Here is a 20,295-nt window from a genome sequence, read left to right on the forward strand (position 1 = left end):
CGCTTGCGTTGGCCCCGCTCCTGCGCGCGGGGTCGGTCCCCGCGGCGCCCGCAACCGTGACGAGGGGAACCGACGTGATCCGTTTGCGCACCGCCGGCCTGGTTGCGGCGACCTGCCTGGTCGCCGGGCTCGGCTTCTATGAACTGACGGCCAAATCGCCGGCTCTGACCGGAAGCACCATGCCCGGCTGGTGGGCAACGGCCCGGGCCGAGAAGGTCGTCCGCTGGCAGCCGCCCACCGGCGTGCTGCTTCTCGACAAGCTCCTGCACGAGGGCCAGGAAGCCGCCTGCTTCTATGCCACCCTGGCCGGGTATCGACCGCGCCACGGGGCGCGTCATTTGCGATAGCCCGCCGACCGCTCCCGTTCCTCGAGGTCGCGCAGCAGCGCCAGGTAGGCTTCGTGACGCCAGGGCGGCAGGGTTCCCCGCGCGACCGCATCCTTCACGCCGCAACCCGGCTCATCGCGGTGCAGGCAGCCGCGGAAACGGCACGACAACGCCTCCTGCTCCAGGTCCGGAAAATAGGCGCGGATGTCGACCGGGGCAATGTCCCAGGGATCGAAGCCGCGCAGGCCCGGCGAGTCGGCGATGTAGCCGCCGCCCGGCACCGCGTGCAATTCGGTGTGCGTGGTCGTGTGACGGCCGAGTCCGGTGCGATCGGTCACGTCGTTCACACGGAGGCCGAGGCCCGGGTAGAGCACATTGAGCAGGCTGCTCTTGCCGACGCCCGAGGCGCCGAGCAGCAGCGTGACCTTGCCTGCCAGCAGGGCCGCCAGTTCGGGCATCCCCTCACCCGTCGCCACCGAAGCGGCGATCACGACGTGATCCAGGCGTCGATACCAGCCCCAGTGCTCCAGTTCGCGCGCACGCTCGGCCTCATCGTGCATCAGGTCCACCTTGTTGAGCACGACGACGCCGTCCACGCCGAACCGCAGCGCTGCCGCCAGCAGCCGGTCGACGAAGCCCGTCTGCGGTTCCGGGTCGCGCACGGACTGGACCACGACCAGCTGGTCGAGGTTGGCCATGAGCACCTGCTCGACACGACCGCCGTTGCGACGCGCGGCCAGGCGCGAGATGCGGTTGCGGCGGTCCAGCACTTCCTCGACGACGGCCTCGCCGCCGGCGACACCCGGCGCCACGTTGCCGGCGACCAGCGACACGCGCACACGGTCACCGGCCACGACGATCGTCTGGGCCTCCTTGGGGCCCTGCCTGAGGCGCCCGCGGACGCGGCAGCGCCAGTTCTCGTCGCCCACCGCCACCTGGCAATGGCCGGAACCGGACCGGATTACAAGACCTTCGCGCGATGTTTCATCGTCGCTCATGGAGCCCTCTCGGGACCCGCCGCCGGGCGCGCGGGGCCGCTTTTGCAACTTGTCTATCGCCCGGCGATGGGTTACGTTAGCAGGCGAACAGGTAGCACAATTCTTCCGCATTCTCAAGGTGGTGCGCCCGTCATGGATATTGTCGAGGTGCTTAAGCATACCTCACCCGCGCTCTTCCTGCCCGATCTGCAAGCCACCGACAAAGCTTCCGCTCTTGCCGAAATGGTCGAAGGTCTCGTCGCCGGTACCAGCATCCACAATCCGGACACGATCCTGCAGATGCTGCAGAGCCGCGAGAACCTCGGTTCCACTGCTGTCGGACCGGGGATCGCTTTCCCGCACGGCCGTACGCTGGCGGTGCAGCGCCTGACCATCCTCATCGCGCGCTCGGCCAAGGGCGTCGACTTCGATTCGGAGGACGGTCAGCCCACGCACCTGTTCTTCGTGCTCGTGGCCCCGCCGCAGGACTCCGGGCACCAGTACATCAAGTCGCTGGCAACCCTCATCGACCGCCTGCAGGACGGCGACCTCCGCGCGGCCCTGCGCCAGGCTGCCGACTACGAGTCCTTCTGCGACGCCCTGAAGGGGGTCTGAGGATGCACGCGCAATTGCAGTTGCTGGTCGCCCTGCAGGACATGGATCAGATGATCCGCGAGACCGTGGAGAGCCGCGAGCAGCTCGAGGACCTCGGCTTCAAGCACGAGGGCCTCGAGAACCTCAAGCGCGCCCGCGAGGAGCTTGCCGGGAAGATCGATCCGAGCCTGGCCAGCTGGTACAAGCGCCTGACCGCACGCTGGGGCCATGCCGTGGTGCCGGTCGTGGGCAACCTGTGCACCGGCTGCTTCGCCAGCATCCCTTCGTCGTTCGTCAGCAAGACCAACGTCGACAAGGTGCAGAAGTGCGAGAGCTGCGGGCGGTTGCTGTATTGGCCGTAGCGGAGGCCGTCAGGCCATGGATTCAAGGGCCCGGCTCACGCCGGGCCCTTTTTCGTTCGGCACCATTGCTGATGAAAAGGAAGAACCCGGCCGAAGCCGGGTCCTTTTTCCACACGGCGGAATCGGCTCGCGGCCTAGTTGGCCGGGGCGCGCGACTCCATGTAGGCGATCGACGACTGGAGCAGGTCACGGGCATACGCGGGGTTGTGCACGCCGTGGCTGCGGTCCTCGGTGCCTATGAACATGAAGTTCCAGATCGCGCCGGCGTCATCGGCCGGGCGACCGGTGGCGGTGACCGGCGTACCGGCATCATTCACGAACCCGGCGGCCAGCAGCAGGGCCTGCAACTCGACCAGCAGGCCGTCGATCTCGGTCTGCACGCCGTTGTAGTCGAAGTTGTCGCCGATGTCCTCATGGCAGCCCACGCAGGCGCCGGTGTTGTAGATGGTCTCGTCTTCCTCGACGTTGTAGGTCGAAACATTGAACGTGTGGCCGCCGACCAGGTGCGCAACGTTGCGCATGTGGCAGTTCACGCAGCCGTCTTCGTTCAGCGTGCGATGGTACGGGGTCTCGGTGTAGGTGTAGCCGGCATACTCGTAGCCGTTGCTGCCCAGCAGCAGGTCGCCCTGCGGGCCATGGTGCGGGCCGTAGCGGCTGTTGATGTTGTTGGCGCTGGTGATGTAGACGGCCACGTCGCGACGCGCCTGGTGGCACACGACGCAGGTGTTGCCCAGGCCCAGGTCGTAGCTTTCGCCACTGAGCAGCGCCGTCGCCGTCGTGACCCGCAGACCGAAGTCGCCGTTGCTGTGCGGGGCGTGGCAGGTGAAGCAGTTGATGTTCGTCGGGGTCGTCGTGGCGGTGTAGGTCAGCCGCGCGGGATCCTCGACGTACTGGATGAAGCCCTCGTTGGCGTGGCAGCGCACGCAAGAGGCGTTCGTGCCCTCGAACACGGTCTCGCCCTCGCCGTGCACGCTCTCGGCCCACTCGGTCTGGGCGCGCAGCACGGCCAGGTCCGTGTCGGAGTGGCACTCGAAGCAGCTCGAAGGCTGCGGCTCTTCCTGCACGATAGTCGTGATTTCCCTGGTGCAGGCCGTCAGGGCCATCAGGCCCACGATGGCAGCCAAGATCATCAGGTGTTTGCGAGTCAGCGACATTACCATTCCTCCTTGTGCCAGTCGTTCTTACCGCGGATCAGTCCACAGGCAACTTGTAACCGACGTTCAACCAGACCACGTTGGACGTGAAGTAACGGTCGAGCAGGACGAAGTCGTCGTAGTTGTACACGTTGTAGCGCACACTGACGAAGTAGTCCCGGCTCAGGTCGTACTGGCCGTCGAACGTGAGGATCGACTTCTCGACATCCAGGTCCTTGCCCAGGTCCAGGTAGGTCAGGCCGCCGCCCAGCCGCAGATTGGCCACGCCCGTCAGGTCGACGCGCGCGGTCACCGTGCTGTTGTCGGCGCGGAAGGCACCCGCCTGGTCCACGTACTCGTCATCGCTGTAGGCGTATTCGACCGAGGCCGTGCCCCAGGCCGCCAGCGCCACGCGCGCGAACCCGCTCGTGCGCTTGCCGGTCGCCGTGACATCCAGAGCCGGGTAGTCGCGGTCGCGTTGCAGGTAGGCGCCACCGATGGTCAACGGCTCGGCCAGCTTCACCTGCGCGTTGAGGCGCAAGCGACTGGACTCGATGTCCTTCAGCAGCGTCAGGCTCTCCTGGTCGTCCTTTTCGCTGGTGGCGTAGCTGGCGCGGACCTGCCAGCGGTCGCCCTCGCGATAGGCGCCGCCCGCCCGCCACGTGTTCGTGTCGGTCAGGGTGACGTCGTCATCGGTGGTCGCGAAACCGTAGCCGGCGAAGAGCGAGCCCTTCGCATGCCGCCAGGTCACGTCCACGTCGTTGCGCGTGCGATCGGTCTGGAGTCCCGTCGCGTCGTTCTCAAAGCGGCTGAGGTCCAGCTTGTAACGGAGCTCGACCGCGTCGGTGGCGCGGATCATGCCCAGGTACTGGAAGGCCGAACTGGTCAGTTCCAGGGCGGCATTCTCCAGCTCCTGCTTGCCGTACGAGCCCCGCACGAAGTGCGTGATGCGCCCGGGCAGCAGCAGGCAGGGGACGCTGGCGCGGGCCGAAACCACGTCGCCGCGGCGGTCCATGGTCGCATCGCCGTTGTCGGTCAGGCGCGAGCCCTCCCAGCCGGCGGCGAACATGCGGCCGTCCTTGCGCAGTTCGCCCTCGACCAGGTGCGTCTGCAGCACGTAGTCGTAGGCCGAACCCAGGGCCGACACGGTGTTGAAGGGAACGGCCCAGCGATCGCCCGCGCGATCCTGGCGGCCGTACTCGGCCGTCAGGCGGAGCGCGGGAGTCGGCGTGAGGTGAGCGCCCAGGCGCCAGTCACGGCGCTCGGCGCTGACCTGACCGTCGGCATCGTAGAGCTGGCGGCCGCGGTTGTGCCGTACCGTCAACGCGCCGAGATCGGCCAGGCGGTAGCTGAACAGCCCGTTGGCGTTGTTGCGGGTCACGTCGCGCAGGTCGAGGTGGAAGGCGCTGCGGCTGCCCGCGGTGCCCTCGAGATTCAACCGCGACACCGTGAACCCGTCATAGATGTCCCAGGCCTCGGGCATCGTCGAAGGATCGCCCCAGGTCTTCTCGACGGACACCGTGCCCACTTCCAGGGTGCCCCCTACCGTGCCGGCCAGGGCCGGCTGCGCCAGGAGGAACGCCCCCGTCAGAAGCAGGCTGATCGACAGGAGTCCGAGAAGCCCCGCTTGCCTTGTGGCGTGTCTACGCATTCCGCACCCCCTCTACTGGCCGCCGTGACAACCGGCGGCGAAGCAGCCACGGGGCTGCAGGGCCGGTGTCAGGAGGTCCCGGTTGGTGTACGAGCCGTGGATGTCCACATGGCATTCGCTGCAGGCCACGCCGGCCCACTCGTTGCCGTGGAAGCTGTTGAACTGGTGGCCCGGGACGGTGTGGCACTGCGAGCAGAGCTGGAAGTGCGGCGCCGTGTACGGCTGCTTGAGCAGCCGCGGCAGCGGCGAACCGTGCGGGTCGTGGCAATTGAGGCAGCCGCCGTCCTCGACCGAGTAGTCGAGGGTCGCAGCGTGTTCGTGAGGGAACGGCCCGCGCAGCGCCGCGTGGCACTTGCCGCAGGTGGCATTGACGTCGCGGCGCGTGGCGCCGGCCATGCCGTCGTCACCCGACAGGTGGCAATCGGTGCAGCTGACCAGGCCGTTTTCCAGCGGATGGTGCGAAGGCTGCGCGAACTGGCCGCGGACGCCGGTGTGGCACCCGAAGCACAGCTCGGACTGGGCCTGCTGCAGCTGGCCGCGCTGCGTGCCGCCGTGCACGCGATGGCAGGCCGTGCAGGCCACATCCGCCGCCGCATGGGCACTCAGCGTCTGCTGGTTGACCTGGTGGGCCCCCTGGTGGCAGGTCGCGCAGGCGGCCGCCACTTCCTTGGCCGTCTGCCGGGCCGGGTTGGTCATCGGGTTGGCCGAGGGGTCGTCCAGCCAGTGGGCAGGCTGCCCCCCGTGGCAGCTGGTGCAGCTCACGCGGGTCGCCACATCGTTCGCGGCGCCCATGAGCACGCGGTGTGGCCCTGCGGAAAGGCTCGCCGCCAGTCCGTCGTGGCAATCCAGGCAGACCAGGGTCTGGCCCGGTCCGCCGGCGTCCGCGGCAGGTTCCGCAGCCCCCAGCGGCGTGGCCGTCCACGCGGCCGCCAGGGCACAGCAGATCACCCCGCCCGCGAACCATGACAATTTCCTGAAGTCAGCGTCCAATGTGGAGACCTCTCGGTTCGGGTTGAGCGCCATTCACGACCCCGTCGCCTCGACAACGCTTCCTCGCGGAATACTCCCACCGCAGAGTTAGGCTATCGGACCTATGTGTCAAGATCTTTAGTTGGAATTTTAACAATTGAGGACCAAACGCTTCAAGTTTAATGACTTCCGCGTCGAGAACGAGTTTCGTTTCCAGCGTTCCAGGCAAAGAAAAGCGGCTCCTTTGGGGAGCCGCTTGCAAGTGTCATGACAAACCGGTGACGGCAGAGAAAATCGTCGATCAATCCTCCCGGCCGGACATGGCTCCGGCATTGGCGACCACCCGCGTGATCTTCTCGACGATCTCCTTCTTCTCGCCGCCGTCGTCCTTGACGCCCAGATCCTCGCGCGCCCAGGCCGACTGCGGGAAGGGCCCGAGGCTCTCGAGTTCCTCCCAGCTGGTGACCCCCGTCTCCTTGCGGAAGACGAGTTCGCCGCCCTCGCTGCGGTCGACGGTGATCAGGTCGCCGCGCCGGATCTGCTCGCTGCAGATGAAATGGCTGATCGGCGTGACGATTTCCTTCTCGACCACGCGCTTGAGCGGCCGGGCGCCGTACTGGACGTCGGTGCCGGTCTCCACCAGCCAGCGCTTGGCCTCCTGCGTGATCTCGAGCAGGAACGGCTCGGCGCAGAGCAGCGAGCGGTGGTGAACCTGCGCGATCAGGATGTCGAGGATCGCGTAGAGGTGCTGCTCCTTGAGCGTGTGGTAGGTGATGATCTCGTCGAAGCGGTTCAGGAACTCGAACGGGAAGACCTTCTTTGCCGCCCGCATGGCGGCTTCCTCCACGTCGCGGTCCAGCTTGGCTTCGCTGACGCCGGTCGAGAAGCCGATGCCGTTCTGGGACAGGTGCGCCCCCATCGCCTCGCTGCCGACGTTCGAGGTCAGCACGACGATCGACTGCCGGAAATCCACTTCCTCGTTGTTGCCCAGCACCACGGTGCCGTCCTCGAGGATCCCCAGCAGCAGGTTCCACAGCTTGGGATGGGCCTTCTCGATCTCGTCGAAGAGGATGATCGACAGGTAGCGCTCGCTCTCGGGCGGGAACAGGCGACCGAGCTTGCCGTCCGCCTCGCTGATCATGCCCGTCTGGGCCTCCAGCGCCTTGCGGTGGTGCCGGTCGATGTTCTCCTGCGAGAGAAGCGGCCGGATCTCGCCGCCGACGTAGCCGGGAGGCGAACCGAGCAGCTTGGAGATGTTGTAGTGCGCCGAGTATTCCTGGCAATTGATCCGGGTGAAGGCCCGGCGATTGCCGAAGACGGTTTCCGACAGCGCGCGCACGGTTTCGGTCTTGCCGACGCCCGTGGGCCCCATGAACATCATCGTCAGCAGCGGCCGCTCCGGATCATGCTCACCGGCAATCAGGCGGCTGAAGCTGTCGGACATCTTGTCGATGGCCTGCGGTTGCCCCACGACCATCTTGTTCATGTGCGCGGTGAAGCGGGAAAGCTGCTCGTTGCGCTTCTCGTGGCGGAGGATCTTCACGTCCGTGTCCTGTCTGTTGACGCCAGGTCGGCCACGGGGCCGGGACATCCTTGTCCTCGGATGGGCAGCGGAAACCCGTCCGTGGCGCCATGATCGGTCACCGGCGGACGGGCTTGAGCGCAATTCACGATGAAAAGGGGGCGCAAAGTCTGCGCCCCCATGCCATTAGGTCCGTTTTCACTTCAAGGCCAGGTTACAGGCACCCCTCTGGTCAGGAATCCTGCAGCCACGGCTTCGCCAGGTACGGCGCCTGGGCCTGCCCGGGCTTCTCGACCCAGCGGTCGTCAATGCGCGGCCGGACCGGGCTGTGCCTCTCGATGTACTGCTCGACGGCCTCGGCCTGCGTCACGCCCGTCGGCGTGATCTTGTCGGCCGGGATCGTCGTCAGGAAGTCGAGCCCGCTGTTGCCTTCCATGAGGAAGTCGGTGATGACCACGTCATACTCGGCATCCGGGTCCCAGGGCTGGCCGCCGATCTCGAGCTCGACCACGCGGTCCCAGTCGGGGCGCGTGGGGTCGATGGCGACGCGGGCACCCGAGAGCAGGATGCCGCCGCTGCGGCCCGCCACGCGCGACTCGATCAGGCGCCGGATCATGCGCCCGTCCATCGTCACGATCTGCAGCTCGTTGCCGAAGGGCAGCACGGCGAAGATGTCACGCGTGGTCAGGTCGCCCGCCTGGATGTCGGCGCGAAGGCCGCCGGCGTTCTGTACGGACAGGTCGCCGTCGAAGCGCTCGCGCATGGCGTCGGTGACCAGGTTGGCGACGAGGCTCGCACCGGGGCCGCCGCGGCCGAGCGAGGCCGAAGTCGCGCCGATGACCTTGCCCATGTCCGCTTCCGCCGCTTCGTGATGGGGGCGGATGACTTCGGCGATCTCGGGGTCCGGCCAGATCTCGTCCTCGAAAAGGGTCACGAGCGTGCCGTCGGCGTGCGCACCCTCGTAGCCCACCAGGTTCCGCGTGGCCCGGTCGATCAGCAGGACGACATGCCCGATGCTGCTGCCGTTGCCGAAGCTCTCGAAGCACATCGTGTGGGTCTGCGGATCGATCCAGGGCTCGCGATAGCCGCGGTGCGTGTGGCCGCCCACGGCGAAGTCGACACCCTCGACGACGTTCACCAGTTCCATGAGGTTCATGCCGCCGCGCGAGTAGTTGGAGCCGTAGGCGCCCTCCTGCTCGTGGTCGGCCTCTTCCTGGGCGGCAACGAGGTTGTTCCAGCCCTGCACCGGGTCGTAGGGCAGCCCTTCGTGGATCGCCAGGAAGATCAGGTCGGCGCCCTGGGCCTTCAACTGGTCGCGATAGCGCTCCACCGTGGGCGCCATCTCCAGGAACTGCAGGCCCTCGATGTTCTTGGGGAACGACATGTGCGCGGTTCCCGGCGTGATGATGCCGATCACGCCGATGCGGATGCCGCCCATCTCGATCATCAACGTTGGCTGCACCCAGTCCACCAGTTTACCGGTCGATTCCTCGACCAGGTTCACCGCGAGACAGGGGAACTTCGACTGCTTCGCCATCTGCTCGGTGTTCTCGCGTCCCAGGTCGAAGTCGTGGTTACCGGGCACCGCGAAGTCATAGCCGATGGCGTTCATGTACTCGATGACCGCCGCGCCCTTCGTCTTGTTGCCGATGGGCGTTCCCTGGAACATGTCGCCGACGTCGACCAGCAGCACTTCCTCGCCCGCCGCCTTTGCCTTCGCCGTCACTTCGCGGATATAGCGCGCCGCCGAGGCGCCGCCGCCCAGCGGCGGCGGAAAGTCGGGATTCATGAACTTCGCGGGCTCCGGCGCGATGTGGCCGTGCACGTCGTTGGTCCACAGCAGGTTCAGCCGCAGCAGGCCGTCGTCGGCGCCGGTCGCCGCCGGGGTCGCCACGAGAGCCGCGGCCGCAAAGGCAGCGGCACCGAGCGCCGCAACCGCAGCCGGGATCCGCAAGAGGCGCAGGTTCCTCATCATCAGAACTCCATCGCGTAGCTGACGCCCACCCGGAACCGGGTGTCCTCGACCCGGGCCATCGGGTCGGCGACGAAGGCGTCACCGAAGTAGGCCGTCGGGTAGGGGAACTGGTGCGCCAGGACGTTGGTGGTCTTGGCCAGCTCGACCGAGGCGCTCAACCGGCCCTGGCCCACGCGGGCGGCGGTGCCGGCCGTGAAGGCGGAGACCGCAGCATCGCGGTCGGCGTAGCTGGACAGGTGCCGGAAACCGAAGCGCAGCGGCATGCCGTTGTAGAACACGTGCTCGACGCCCAGGCGGATGTCGGCGGCGTCGTGCAGGATCGGCGTCACGTCGTCAAGCGTGCCGTCGCGCATCTCGCTCCAGGGCCGGTACTCGACCTCGAAGGTGAACACCGTGCGCAGGTCGTTCCGGGGACGGAACGCCAGCCCGGCCCGCGCGCACCACGGGTAGTCGTAGAAGGCGCCGACCGTCGTATCGGTGGCCGCGGCCGGCGCAAGGTCGACATTCTGCCGTCGCCAGTCGCCCGTGGCCCTGAGGCTGCTTCTCGACCGCCACGCCGAGGTCGACGCGCTCGTTGAGCCGCGCCCGCAGGCCGGCCGTGACATTGAGGCCATGCAGCTTCAGTTCGTCACTCGTGCGGTAGCTCTCGTTGGTCCCGGCGTTGTCCAGGTCGATCGAGCTGGCGGCGTCACGCCTGGTCCCGAAATGATAGTTGAACGACGTGCCCAGCGAAACGTTCCGGCTGACCTCGGCCGCGGCGCCGAAGGACAGGGCCCGCAGGGCACCGGTGACTTCGCGCTCACGCACGGCGATCAGCATGTCGCGCGCCGGTTCGCCCGAGCCGGGCGGGAACGGGCTGGGATTGCGCAGTTCCTCACTGAACGAATAGCCGAACGGGAAGCGGTCGGTCAGCGACAAGCCCAGCGAGACGGCCCGCGGGCCGTGGCCCACCCGCGCCGCCAGGCCGAAGCCGCCCTGCCAGTAGTGCTGCCGGTTGCTGGCGATCGCAGCATCGACCACCCAGCTGTCGAAGCTGTCGAACAGGGGCTGGAAGCGGTCTTCGTGCTCCTGATCCAGCATGATCCCGGCGTCGAGGCGCTTGCCGTCCTCGACGACCAGGAACGCCGGGTTGAACGCGGTGGAGAAGCCCCCGCGGTAGACCGCGGTGCCCGTACCGCCCATGGCCGCCGACTCGGCGCCGACCCAGGTGAACTGGTCGCCGTAGCTCGAGGACACCTGCGGACCGGCCTGCGCCTGTCCGACCACTGCGAACAGGGCCAGCGCCACCGTGACCACCGTCGTTGTGACCACCGTCGTTGCGCCGACTGGGAAACCGTACTTGCTCGTCTTCATCACGCGAGTCTCCTCGGCTCTGTCAGAACGTGTAGTCCATCTGCAGACGGACGGTGGTGTCGTCGCCCGGTACCCGGGTCGCGTCAGGATCGTTGCCGAACGGGTCGCCGAAGTTGCGCACGTCGATATCCCGCGGCAGGTCGTGGTCGCGGGTGACCTTCAACTGGCACAGGAGGCGATCGGAAACACGGCTCTCGATCTGGACCCAGTTGCGGAAGCCGTTGCCGTCCAGGAGCACGAACTCGTTACCCTCGAAATTCCAGATGAAGCCGTCGTACACCGACGAGGCGAACGCGATCTGCAGGCCCGGCGACAGGTTGTGCTCGTAGCGCACCTCGAACGCGTACGCAGGCATGCCCGCCGTCCCGACCGACGGGTCGCCGACGCCCGAGCCCGCAGTGCCGCTGAGGCGCGCCCGCGGCGGGAACATGACATTGCTCGTCATGTACGTGAAGCCCAACCGGTTGTAGTCGCTGAGCAGGAACGTCGCGTTCCACCGCGTTTCCCAGTTGCGGAACTTGCGCACGTCCGCGGGATCCATCTCCGAGCGGCTGCTGAAGCGGTGACGCACCCGCAGCCGCAGGTTGAAGATCGGCTGGTACTCGCCCTTGATGGTGTAGCGCATGAGGTCGGCGCCGTCGGCCTTGCGGGTCCACTGGTCGTACTGCAGGCCGCTCAGGACCAGGTTGCGGCTGATGCGGTAGCGCATGTCCAGGAACAGTCCACGCTCAGCCTTGGGCTGCGGCGTGCCCGTCTCCAGCCAGGTGTAGAGGTCGTCGTTCAGGCGGAACGGCGAGTCCAGCAGCGTCATCTCGTAGCGGCTGTCGTTGCTGAACGCGCGGGCGTAGGGATTGTCGAAGCCGATGTCGTAGTCGCGCCAGATGGCCAGCAGGTGCAGGTTGTCCCACTGGCTGTACGCGTTCACGATCCAGGCGTCCGGATTGTCGTGGTGGAACAGGTCGTTGCGCGGGTCCTGCAGGAAGGCGTATTCGCCCTGCAGCGCCACGTTGGCGTAGGTCGCCTGCGCCTCGGCGCCCAGGACGCGGCGGAACTTGGAGGTCTGCACCTCGCCGTTCTCGTCGGTGTAGACGCTGGTGTAGCCGTTCCAGATCTCGGAGTCGCGGGCCTCGAGCAGGCTGGTATCGGTCACCAGCGTCGTCTCGTCGGCGCGGAAGCCGCGGTCGTAGCGGGCCTCGTAGCCGCTCAGGCCCACGAAGGTCCCCGGGGCGAGCATCACCTTGAGGTTGCCGCCCAGCATGTCCTCCTGGAAGGCGCCCCTCCTCAGTCCGGTGGGCACGCCGGCCACCGTGCGGTCCTCCAGCCAGTCGGAGTCGGGCCGCGGTTGCATCACCACATAGCGGTTGATGGTGCCGTCGGCGTTCAGGATGCCGTCCTTCTCGCCGCCGGCGGCGAAGAGGGACAGCTGCACCGGGCCCCAGGAGCCCTCGGCCGCCACGCCGTTCAGCGAATACTCGTAGCTGCGCGAGAGGTCGCCGAAGACGCCGAGCGGCCGCGTATCGAAGGCGAAGCCCGTCTTGCGGTACTTCAGGTAGTCGGTGTTGTCCATGACCAGGCCCAGGCCGTACGCCACCCGGAAATTGCCCATGACGAGCGACTTCAGGCGGAAGTCGCCCGACCGGGACCTTGTCCACGGTGTAGCGGCCGCGCGGCCGGCCCGTGGCGAAGTTGCCCAGCTCGTCGTCGGTATCCGAGAACGGCGTCTCCCAGAACCGGGTCTGGTAGAAACCGGTCAGTTCCGTGGGTGAAGCCTGCGCCGGGTCGTAGACGACGAAATCGCGCAGCCCGCGGAACGAGAAGTAGCGCAGGCCGTCGACGCCCCGCAGCTGCCGCTCGTCCTCGATGCGCCCCAGCTGGGCGCGCGCGCGCACGATGGCCGCCGCATCGACCGGCGAGATGTTCTGGTACGACATGAGGTCGTACAGGTCGAGGTCGTTGATGTCCTCGGGATTCCGCAGGCGATCCAGGTACTCGTCGGCCAGGCCTTCGCTTGCGCCTTCCTCGCCCAGGAAATTCTGGACCTGCATGAAGGAGGCGGACAGGCGGGCGATGGACGCATCAAGGACCGGCGGCGGCATCGTCGACACCAGCGGCTTGAGCTGCTCGAGCAGCTCGGCAGTCATCCCGTCGATTTCCATCAGCTCGAAGACGTTGGCGTAGAATCGCTCGTAGACGCGGCGGTCATGGATCCGACGGGCAATCTCGGCGGGCACCGGCAGCGCCATGATTTCCTCGAGGGAGGCGCTGTTCAGGTCCACCGACGCGGGTGCCGCCCGGGCTGAGCCCAGGCCACCGGCGGCAGTCAGCGCACCGGCCAGCACGAGGGCCAGCGCCAGGGCCGACACGGCGCGCCTGCGCGGAGCCGCGCGGTTCAGCTGGGTGGTCATGGTCACGGCGCCTCCCCGCCCCAGGACAGGCGCAGGCCGAACTGGTGCGTCGTGTCGAGGGTTCCGCCGCCGGTCGAGAATCCATAGTCGAGCGAGACCGGCCCGGCCGCGTAGCCGAACCCGCCGGTCAAGCGGCTCGGGTCGGTGATGACGCCGGCGCGCAGGACGAAGTCGGGGACGATCGTCATCTCGAGCCCGCCGTGGTACTGCGTGCGGTAACCGAGCTGGTTGTCGAACTCGAACGTCGTGATGACGCCGTCGTACGGCTCGTAGGCGATGCCCGCCGTGACCGACTGGGGCAGTTCCTCGCCGTCGATACCGATGGTCGGGTTGTTCAGGTTGCGCACCTGGAAACCCGCGCGCGTGCGCTTGTGCAACAGCATGGACAGGCCCAGGTCCAGGCCGACCGAGGTGTCGGAACCCGGGTCCACACCACTGACGCTCTGGCCGGCGCTGACGCTGTAGAGGTTAAGCGCCCACCCGAAGCAGACGCGCGAGTGGAAGTCCGAGAACAGCTCGAAGCCGTGGGCCAGGCTGACCTGGGTTTCCTTCAGCAGAGAGGTATCGCCCGAGGCCACCTTGAAGTGGCTGATCCCGATACCGAGGTTGCCGAAGGTGCCCTCCAGCGGGAACGCGGCGCCGGCCGTGTAGAAGTCCTGGAAGGACAGACCGAACGGCCGCACGTACGAGATACCGGCTTCGCCGTGCGGGACGTCGGCCAGCCAGGCGGCGTTGTTGAACGCGGCATAGGCCGGGTCGGGCACGGCGGTCACGGCCTCGCCCATCGCCCGCGAACGGGCGCTGACGGGCGTCGATTCGAAGAAGGCTCCCGCCGGCGCTGCCAGGACGAGCCCGGCCAGGATCAGCAGGATCGTTGCTTTGCGGATCATCGCTCGCCCTTCCTATCTGCTGAGCCGCGTGGTGACGACCACCGGCGCGGTGCGGGTTTCCTCGACGCCCGTGACCTTGTCGACCACCGACAGGTGCACCATGTACAGGCCGCTGGGGACCCGCTGGAGCGTCTCGTCGAGCCCGTTCCAGGCGATCGTGGTGTAGGCACCCGCCACCGTTGACGGCGTCCCGTTGGCGCGGCTGTCAAACAGCGTACGCACCAGGCGTCCTTCGCGGTCGAACAGGCGCACGCGCGTTTCGCTGCGCGGGCGACTGGTGATCTTTACCGGGAACGTCTCGCCCTGCGAAGGCAGGAAAGTCTGTGCCGGCACGACCAGCGCGATCATGCCGATCTCGCCGCCGCCACCGCCCGAACCCGGCCGTGCGGGGCTGGCCGGCTGCAGGGCCCAGGTCGTGCTCCAGGGCTCGCTCAACTCGTCGCGCCCGCCGACACCGTTGCTGCCGGTCAGGACCTGGGAACCTTCCGAGGCATCGATACGCGTGTAGGAATCGCCGAACGCCGCCGCCGCCACGTACAACTGCTGGCTGCCCACGGCCGTGTCCGGGGCATACGTGGATCCTGCCACGGTCTTGCCCGTCTTGGTGAACTGATAGCTGCCGCCGGCGCCGTAGACGAAGATGTCAACGTCGACGACGAGGGCAGTGCCCTCGGTCCACTTGAAGAGGATCACCGGCTCACCGGTGTTGGTGAGGCTCGGTACCGAGTCCGAATTGATGATGCTGTTGCCGGTCGGGAAGACCGAACGCATGTCGGGGACGGCGTCCGGGAAGGCGTCGTCCTCGTACAACTCGATGTCCGGCGCAAACGCGAACGAGTTGGTGAACTTCGTGCTCCCGGCCATCGAGACGACAATGGTGTCGCCGGCCGCGATGGTGAAGCCTTCGGGGAACCGCGCCGTGAAATCGGTGAAGGCCCCGCCGCCGATGGTGTCGGCGTTGAGCGCAGCGCCGCCCAGGTTCCAGTAGCCTGTGTTGTTCGGGAAGTAGATCGCATCCGACAGATAGTAGTCGCTGAGATCGACGTTCTGCGTGCTCGGGTTCCAGATCTCGACGAACTCCTGGTCGGAACCGATCGTGCAGACCTCGGTCAGCAGCAGCTTCGGATCCGGCGCGGCGCCCACCGTCCAGGTGTGCGTCGACGCGGGCGCGTCGGCGGGACTCGCGGCACTGAGGGCCGCCGCGTTGGTGACGACGGCGTACCAGGTCACGACGGCATCGGCGTCCTGGCCCGGCACCGTGGCGGAATAGACGCCGCCACCCTGCGCCGTGCCGGCCAGTTGCGCAAAGGCGCCGCCGTCCACGCTGTAGTGGAACACGGCGCCGGTCAGCGCGCTGATCGAGGTCGCGGTCACAGAGATCGTGGCCGGCAGGTCGGCATAGGGAGCGGCGGGGGCCACCGCGAAGCCGGTGATGGTCGGCGGCGGCGGCGCAATCACCGTCCAGGAGGTCGTGAAGCGCGGGGCGGCCGTCGGGTACGTGGCCATGGCGCCGGCGCTGTTGACCACTTCCGCATACCAGCGGACCACCGCGCCCAGGGCCTGGGCCGGGATGACGGCCGACCAGGTGTCGGCTCCGGCGGCATTGCCATTGAGCGTACTGGGCGCACCGCCGTCGACGGTGTAGCGGAACGTCACCGTGGTGACGGCCGTCGGCGACAGCGCCGTGACCGACACCGTGACCGCCTCGCCATCCACCGGTGTCGCCGGCGTCTGCGCGTGCGCGGTGATGATCGGCGCCGCCGCGTGCGGGACGCCCGGCGCGAGCGCCGGGTCCTGGGCGAGCGCGGCAAAGGTCGCCGTGAAGTTCTCGCTGGTCTCGTTGTGGCCGGTCAGGCCGTTGCCGCCCGTAGTGGCCTCGGTCCCCTCGTCCGCGCTGGCCCGCATGTAGGCCGTACCGAAGGCCGAGGTGGCGGTCATGGTCTGCTGCGTCGCCGAATCGGGCAGGTAGGTCGAGGCCCCCACCGTGACGCCCGTCTTGTTGACGATGACCGAGGTCGAGGTGCCCCAACGCGCGTAGTCCACGTCCTGAACCAGGTCCGAGCTGCCGTCCCAGCGGTACAGGACCAGGCTCTCCGACGTGTCGGTCAGCGTCGGCGTGTTGCTGCCGCCCGCCAGGACACCGGCGGAAACCGAGCCGGGGAACACTTCCACGAGTTCGGGCACGCCATCGGGTGCCGCGTTGTCCTCGTAGAGTTCGAAGTCGGGCAGGCGACCGTAGGCCGCCTGGTACTTGTTGCTGCCCTCGATGGAGATCACGACCGTGTCGCCGGCGGCGATCGAGTAGCCGACCGGGAACTTAGCGTGGAAATCGCTGAATGTCCCGCCGCCGGCCGTCGTGGCCGAAGGATCGGCCTCGGCGATGTGCCAGTAGGCCTGGTTGTTCGTCGTGAACATGGCGTCGGTCAGGTAGTACTGGCCGAGATCGACCGCGGAGGCAGTCGGATTGTGGATCTCCACGTACTCGCTGCACAGCGGACGGTTCGTGGCGGTGTTGGCCAGCGCCATGATCTCGGAGATGACCACATGGTCCGCCACGGCGGCGGGCGCCGCGGACGCCTGATCGGCGACCACGGGCAGCACCAGCAGCAGCGCCACCGGAAGCCACCGCCACAGCCGCGACGAATTCCTGCAATGACTCGGCATCGGACCACTCTCCCTTTCGAGGGTACGGGACGGGGTTTCCCGAACGAACAGGTCGCGAGGGGATGGGGACAATAACGCCCGACGGGTAGCGATTCAAGACGTATCAGTGCGATGCGCGACGAGAACAGGCGTGCTGCGAATCGAGTATCGATAATCGGCACAGCAGGTTGGGCAGCAGGAGCGCCCTTGCCTCGGGCACATATGGCAGCAAGGATGGCTGCAATTCTAGTCGGTAGCCTGGACAGTGGCCCCGTGGAACGCTTCACGCAGATGGGCCGCATCCGGGGCGGCACGCAGCGTGTCCAGGAACGACTCGCGCCGGACGAGCCGCGCCAGCCGCGCAAGCAGGCGGAGCATGGCGACAGGGTCGCCTGGCGGCCCCACCAGGAGAATGATGACGTCGACAGGCCGGCCGTCGTCGGAGAGCAACGACAGAGGTTGCTGCAACGTGGCAACGGCCACGCCCAGGCGCCGCGTGCCGCGCGATCGGGCGTGGGGAATGATGAGCCCGCCGCCGATGGCGGTGCTGCCCTCGGTTTCGCGCCGCATCACGTCGCGGATCAGCTCGGCGCGCGAATCGGCCGTGAACCCGGGGTTGAGTCCGTCGACCAGGCGCGTGACCGCCTGCTCCAGCGTGGTGCAGCTCAGGTGCGGCAGGAAGCCGTCCGGTGTTGTATAGTCGCTCAGGTTCATGGTGCCATGGTAACGTTGCGCCTCCACGGAGTCCAGCAACACGATGGCGGCGACACGGCCGCGAGCGGGCGGAACAACTGTGCGTGATCCCTTTGCAAAGTTGACGCGCAGGCAACGCTGGCATTCACGCGCCCGGCGCCTGCGTGGAGCCTTGACAGGCGGTCGACGGGCGGCGGCGAGGGCCGACGGCGGCCCCGCGCACCTGCTGCTGGTCGGCGTCGACACCCTGCGGGCCGACCACCTCGGCTGCGGCGGCTGCGCGCGGGACACGTCACCGCGACTCGATGCCCTGGCCGCCGGCGGCACGCAGTTCCGCGATGTCATGGCCCCCGCGCCCTGGACGCTGCCCTCGTTCGCGGGTGCGCTGACAGGACTGATGCCCGGGCTGCACGGGGCGTTCCTCGGCGGCGCCGAACGCAACATGGACCGGCAGGTGCCACAGCGGCTGCGGCCGGACGTGACCACCCTGGCGACGCACCTGCGGGCGCAGGGCTACCGCACCGCCGCGTTCTATTCGAACCAGTTCTTCGCCTTCGGCCTTGCCGAGAGCTTCGGCGAGCACACGTACGCCAATCTCCCGGCCGACGACCTGACACAGATGGCCGGCGACTGGCTGTTGCGGCACGCCGACCATCCCTGCTTCTGCTTCGTTCTCCTGAACGACCCGCACGAGCCGACGACGCCGCCATGGTCCGAGCTCGCCCCGTTCCTGCCCGAACCGACGCCTGCCGACACAACGCTGGCCGAGCTGGCGCGCTGGGGCGGCAGCACCGTGCCGCACCTGGGCCGGGCGCCGGATCCGCGCGCGCCCGCAGTGCAGGCGGCGCTCGACCTGAAGCTGGCGATCTATGATGCGACGATCAGGCAGGTGGACAGCGCCCTCGGCCGCCTGCACGACCGCCTGCATGCCGAAGGCCTGGCGGACCGGACGCTGGTCTCGGTGTTCTCGGACCACGGAGAGGAATTCCTCGATCATGCCGGCTGGGCCGCACGCTGGGACCACGACCCGCGCGGGCTCCGCGGCATCGGCCATGGCCAGAGCCATTTCCAGGAGTTGCTGCATGTGCCCTGGCTGGCCTGGGGTCCGGGCGTGCCGGCCGAAGTGCGCGTGACGGCCCCGGTGACGCTGCTCGACCTGTCGCCGACGCTGCTCGAATGGCTGGGATTGCCGCCGCTGCCGACCCCGAAACTGCCCGCAACAACAGACCCCGAGCTGGCGGCCGCGCTGGTGGGCCGTTCGCTAGCGCCACTGGCTGCCCAGGCTGCGGCCGGTGATGGCACCACCGCCCCCGTCGCGCCTGCGCCTGGCCGAGTCCATCGCCTACGGACCCGACCTGGTTGCCCTGCGGCAGGGTCGCTGGAAGCTCATCGCGGCCCGGGACGGCCGCCCGCTGGCGCTGTTCAACGTGGAGGCCGACCCCGGCGAGCAGAACGACCTGGCCGCCGCCGAGCCGGCCGTGCTGGCCACTTTGCGGGCGCTGGTGAACGCCTGGAGCGCCAGCGGCTGCGGCGCGAATGGGGGCGGCCCCGGCGCCGCCTGGGACGCCGTCGACGATACCGTGCGCGAGCGCCTGCGCGACCTCGGCTATTCCGACTAGTTCAATCAGGCGATCTCGACCGCCAGCTCAGCCACCGTCCGCGCCAGCTTCGCGAACGCCGCCTGCGCCGCGCTGCCCTGCACGCGCGCCGCCGGCACGCCCGCGTCACCGCCGGTGCGGATGGCTCCGTCGAGCGGGATCTCGCCCAGCAGCGGCAGCCCGTACTGCGAAGCGACGCGGCCGCCGCCGCCGGTGCCGAAGATGTCGTGGCGCATCCCGCAGCCCGAGCACTCGAACCAGCTCATGTTCTCGACGATGCCGAGCACCGGCACCTGCGTCTCGCGGAACATGCGGATGCCGCGGCGCACGTCGGCCAGCGCCACTTCCTGCGGCGTCGTGACCATGACCACGCCCGACAGCGGCACCTGCTGGATCAGCGTCAACTGCGCATCACCGGTGCCGGGCGGCATGTCCACCACGAGGATGTCGAGGTCCTTCCACTGCACATCCTTCAGGAACTGCTTGATGGCCGAGAACACCAGCGGGCCGCGCCAGATCACCGGCTGGTCGGGCGGCAGCAGGAGCCCCATGCTGATGACCTGCAGGCCGTGCGACATCACGGGGAAGATCTTGCGGTCCTGCGTCACTTCCGGCTGCTCGTGAAGCCCGAGCATGGTCGGCACGCTGGGGCCGTAGACGTCGGCGTCGAGCAGGCCGACGCGATGGCCGGCATCGGCCAGCGCCAGCGCCAGGTTCACCGCCACCGACGACTTGCCGACGCCGCCCTTGGCGCTCGCGACGGCGATGACCTTGCGCACGCCGGGCAGCTTGGCGCGGTCGGCGAACGGATCGGGCGACTGGCCGTGCGGCCCGCGCGGGGCCTGCTTCGGCGGCGTGCGATCATCGACCGGCACCTCCACCGACAGCACGCCCGGCATGGCCGAGACGGCCTTGGCCACGTCCTGCCGCACCTGCGCGATGGTCTCTTCCTTCTCGCTCGTGCGCACCACGGTCACGGTGACCTTGCCGCCGGTCACGACGATCTCGCCGATCAGGTTGATCGCCACCACGTCGACCCGCGTGCCGGGCACCTTCACCTCGCGCAGCGCCGCCATCACGGATTCGGGAGTCAGGGGAGCGTTCATGCTCATCACCTCGGGCAGCGCGCAACGGCACCGCCGGCAAGAGGGGTCAGGTCACTGGAAGCGGACCAGTTGCGGGAGGGCGCGAAAGACCGGCCGGG

17 protein-coding genes and 1 pseudogene are annotated in these 20,295 nt (G+C 68.1%); 5 read left to right on the forward strand and 13 right to left on the reverse strand.

Features of this window, described 5'->3' with window-relative positions; translation table 11 throughout:
- The first annotated feature begins 74 nt into the window (after positions 1-74).
- Positions 75-347 (forward strand): hypothetical protein, encoded by a 273-nt coding sequence (locus IPG61_13500; GenBank protein ID MBK6735072.1) that lies wholly within the window; start codon positions 75-77, stop codon positions 345-347.
- On the opposite strand, the gene rsgA is transcribed toward IPG61_13500, so the two are convergent.
- The gene (rsgA, locus tag IPG61_13505; GenBank protein ID MBK6735073.1) at positions 335-1,324 is read right to left on the reverse strand and encodes a ribosome small subunit-dependent GTPase A; all 990 of its coding nucleotides are present in this window, start codon (positions 1,322-1,324) and stop codon (positions 335-337) included. The genes IPG61_13500 and rsgA overlap by 13 nt on opposite strands.
- Before the next feature lie 147 nt (positions 1,325-1,471).
- On the opposite strand from rsgA, the gene IPG61_13510 reads away from it, so the two are divergent.
- Together IPG61_13510 and IPG61_13515 are read left to right on the forward strand one after the other, a co-directional pair.
- On the forward strand, positions 1,472-1,918 hold the full coding sequence (locus IPG61_13510) for a PTS sugar transporter subunit IIA (GenBank protein ID MBK6735074.1): 447 nt from the start codon (positions 1,472-1,474) through the stop codon (positions 1,916-1,918).
- Positions 1,919-1,920: 2 nt separating this feature from the next.
- The gene (locus tag IPG61_13515; protein ID MBK6735075.1) at positions 1,921-2,259 is read left to right on the forward strand and encodes a hypothetical protein; all 339 of its coding nucleotides are present in this window, start codon (positions 1,921-1,923) and stop codon (positions 2,257-2,259) included.
- A 134-nt stretch (positions 2,260-2,393) separates the two neighbouring features.
- Here IPG61_13515 and IPG61_13520 read toward each other — a convergent pair whose 3' ends face one another.
- From IPG61_13520 to IPG61_13570, 11 genes are all read right to left on the reverse strand, one after another.
- A complete protein-coding gene (locus IPG61_13520; GenBank protein MBK6735076.1) occupies positions 2,394-3,413 on the reverse strand; it encodes a hypothetical protein in 1,020 nt (339 codons plus the stop codon).
- 37 nt (positions 3,414-3,450) lie between these two features.
- Positions 3,451-5,043 (reverse strand): hypothetical protein, encoded by a 1,593-nt coding sequence (locus tag IPG61_13525; GenBank protein MBK6735077.1) that lies wholly within the window; start codon positions 5,041-5,043, stop codon positions 3,451-3,453.
- 12 nt (positions 5,044-5,055) lie between these two features.
- On the reverse strand, positions 5,056-6,033 hold the full coding sequence (locus IPG61_13530) for a hypothetical protein (protein MBK6735078.1): 978 nt from the start codon (positions 6,031-6,033) through the stop codon (positions 5,056-5,058).
- Between the two features lie 280 nt (positions 6,034-6,313).
- Positions 6,314-7,555, reverse strand: coding sequence for an ATP-dependent Clp protease ATP-binding subunit (locus IPG61_13535; protein MBK6735079.1), 1,242 nt, complete (start codon positions 7,553-7,555; stop codon positions 6,314-6,316).
- 211 nt (positions 7,556-7,766) lie between these two features.
- On the reverse strand, positions 7,767-9,509 hold the full coding sequence (locus IPG61_13540; protein ID MBK6735080.1) for a bifunctional metallophosphatase/5'-nucleotidase: 1,743 nt from the start codon (positions 9,507-9,509) through the stop codon (positions 7,767-7,769).
- Positions 9,509-9,901 carry a hypothetical protein gene (locus tag IPG61_13545; protein MBK6735081.1) on the reverse strand — a complete coding sequence of 131 codons (393 nt, stop codon included), beginning with the start codon at positions 9,899-9,901 and terminating at the stop codon, positions 9,509-9,511. Before IPG61_13545 ends, IPG61_13540 begins: the two co-directional genes overlap by 1 nt.
- Positions 9,843-10,862 (reverse strand): hypothetical protein, encoded by a 1,020-nt coding sequence (locus tag IPG61_13550; protein ID MBK6735082.1) that lies wholly within the window; start codon positions 10,860-10,862, stop codon positions 9,843-9,845. The genes IPG61_13545 and IPG61_13550 overlap by 59 nt, the downstream gene beginning before the upstream one ends.
- A 728-nt stretch (positions 10,863-11,590) precedes the next feature.
- Positions 11,591-13,267, reverse strand: coding sequence for a helix-hairpin-helix domain-containing protein (locus tag IPG61_13555; GenBank protein ID MBK6735083.1), 1,677 nt, complete (start codon positions 13,265-13,267; stop codon positions 11,591-11,593).
- 2 nt (positions 13,268-13,269) lie between these two features.
- Positions 13,270-14,157, reverse strand: coding sequence for a hypothetical protein (locus IPG61_13560; protein ID MBK6735084.1), 888 nt, complete (start codon positions 14,155-14,157; stop codon positions 13,270-13,272).
- A 12-nt stretch (positions 14,158-14,169) separates the two neighbouring features.
- Positions 14,170-16,821, reverse strand: a complete 2,652-nt coding sequence (locus IPG61_13565; protein ID MBK6735085.1) for a lamin tail domain-containing protein — start codon at positions 16,819-16,821, stop codon at positions 14,170-14,172.
- A gap of 225 nt (positions 16,822-17,046) precedes the next feature.
- Entirely contained in the window at positions 17,047-17,541 is a 495-nt protein-coding gene (locus IPG61_13570) for a PTS sugar transporter subunit IIA (GenBank protein MBK6735086.1), read from the reverse strand.
- A 16-nt stretch (positions 17,542-17,557) separates the two neighbouring features.
- Here IPG61_13570 and IPG61_13575 point away from each other — a divergent pair.
- Positions 17,558-18,679: pseudogene (locus tag IPG61_13575) on the forward strand (sulfatase).
- Positions 18,680-18,788: 109 nt separating this feature from the next.
- Entirely contained in the window at positions 18,789-19,112 is a 324-nt protein-coding gene (locus IPG61_13580) for a hypothetical protein (protein ID MBK6735087.1), read from the forward strand.
- Positions 19,113-19,117: 5 nt separating this feature from the next.
- Here IPG61_13580 and IPG61_13585 read toward each other — a convergent pair whose 3' ends face one another.
- On the reverse strand, positions 19,118-20,197 hold the full coding sequence (locus tag IPG61_13585) for an Mrp/NBP35 family ATP-binding protein (protein ID MBK6735088.1): 1,080 nt from the start codon (positions 20,195-20,197) through the stop codon (positions 19,118-19,120).
- Positions 20,198-20,295: the final 98 nt, after the last annotated feature.

The organism is bacterium (assembly GCA_016703265.1).
GTDB lineage: Bacteria > Krumholzibacteriota > Krumholzibacteriia > LZORAL124-64-63 > LZORAL124-64-63 > CAINDZ01.

What these genes read in the sequence shown, in the direction of transcription:
- rsgA (MBK6735073.1), bottom strand. Translation starts at nt 1,324, where the DNA reads ATGAGCGACGATGAAACATCGCGCGAAGGTCTTGTAATCCGGTCCGGT.
- IPG61_13515 (MBK6735075.1), top strand. Translation starts at nt 1,921, where the DNA reads ATGCACGCGCAATTGCAGTTGCTGGTCGCCCTGCAGGACATGGATCAG.
- IPG61_13520 (MBK6735076.1), bottom strand. Translation starts at nt 3,413, where the DNA reads ATGTCGCTGACTCGCAAACACCTGATGATCTTGGCTGCCATCGTGGGC.
- IPG61_13525 (MBK6735077.1), bottom strand. Translation starts at nt 5,043, where the DNA reads ATGCGTAGACACGCCACAAGGCAAGCGGGGCTTCTCGGACTCCTGTCG.
- IPG61_13540 (MBK6735080.1), bottom strand. Translation starts at nt 9,509, where the DNA reads ATGATGAGGAACCTGCGCCTCTTGCGGATCCCGGCTGCGGTTGCGGCG.
- IPG61_13550 (MBK6735082.1), bottom strand. Translation starts at nt 10,862, where the DNA reads ATGAAGACGAGCAAGTACGGTTTCCCAGTCGGCGCAACGACGGTGGTC.
- IPG61_13555 (MBK6735083.1), bottom strand. Translation starts at nt 13,267, where the DNA reads ATGACCACCCAGCTGAACCGCGCGGCTCCGCGCAGGCGCGCCGTGTCG.
- IPG61_13560 (MBK6735084.1), bottom strand. Translation starts at nt 14,157, where the DNA reads ATGATCCGCAAAGCAACGATCCTGCTGATCCTGGCCGGGCTCGTCCTG.
- IPG61_13565 (MBK6735085.1), bottom strand. Translation starts at nt 16,821, where the DNA reads ATGCCGAGTCATTGCAGGAATTCGTCGCGGCTGTGGCGGTGGCTTCCG.
- IPG61_13580 (MBK6735087.1), top strand. Translation starts at nt 18,789, where the DNA reads ATGGCACCACCGCCCCCGTCGCGCCTGCGCCTGGCCGAGTCCATCGCC.
- IPG61_13585 (MBK6735088.1), bottom strand. Translation starts at nt 20,197, where the DNA reads ATGAACGCTCCCCTGACTCCCGAATCCGTGATGGCGGCGCTGCGCGAG.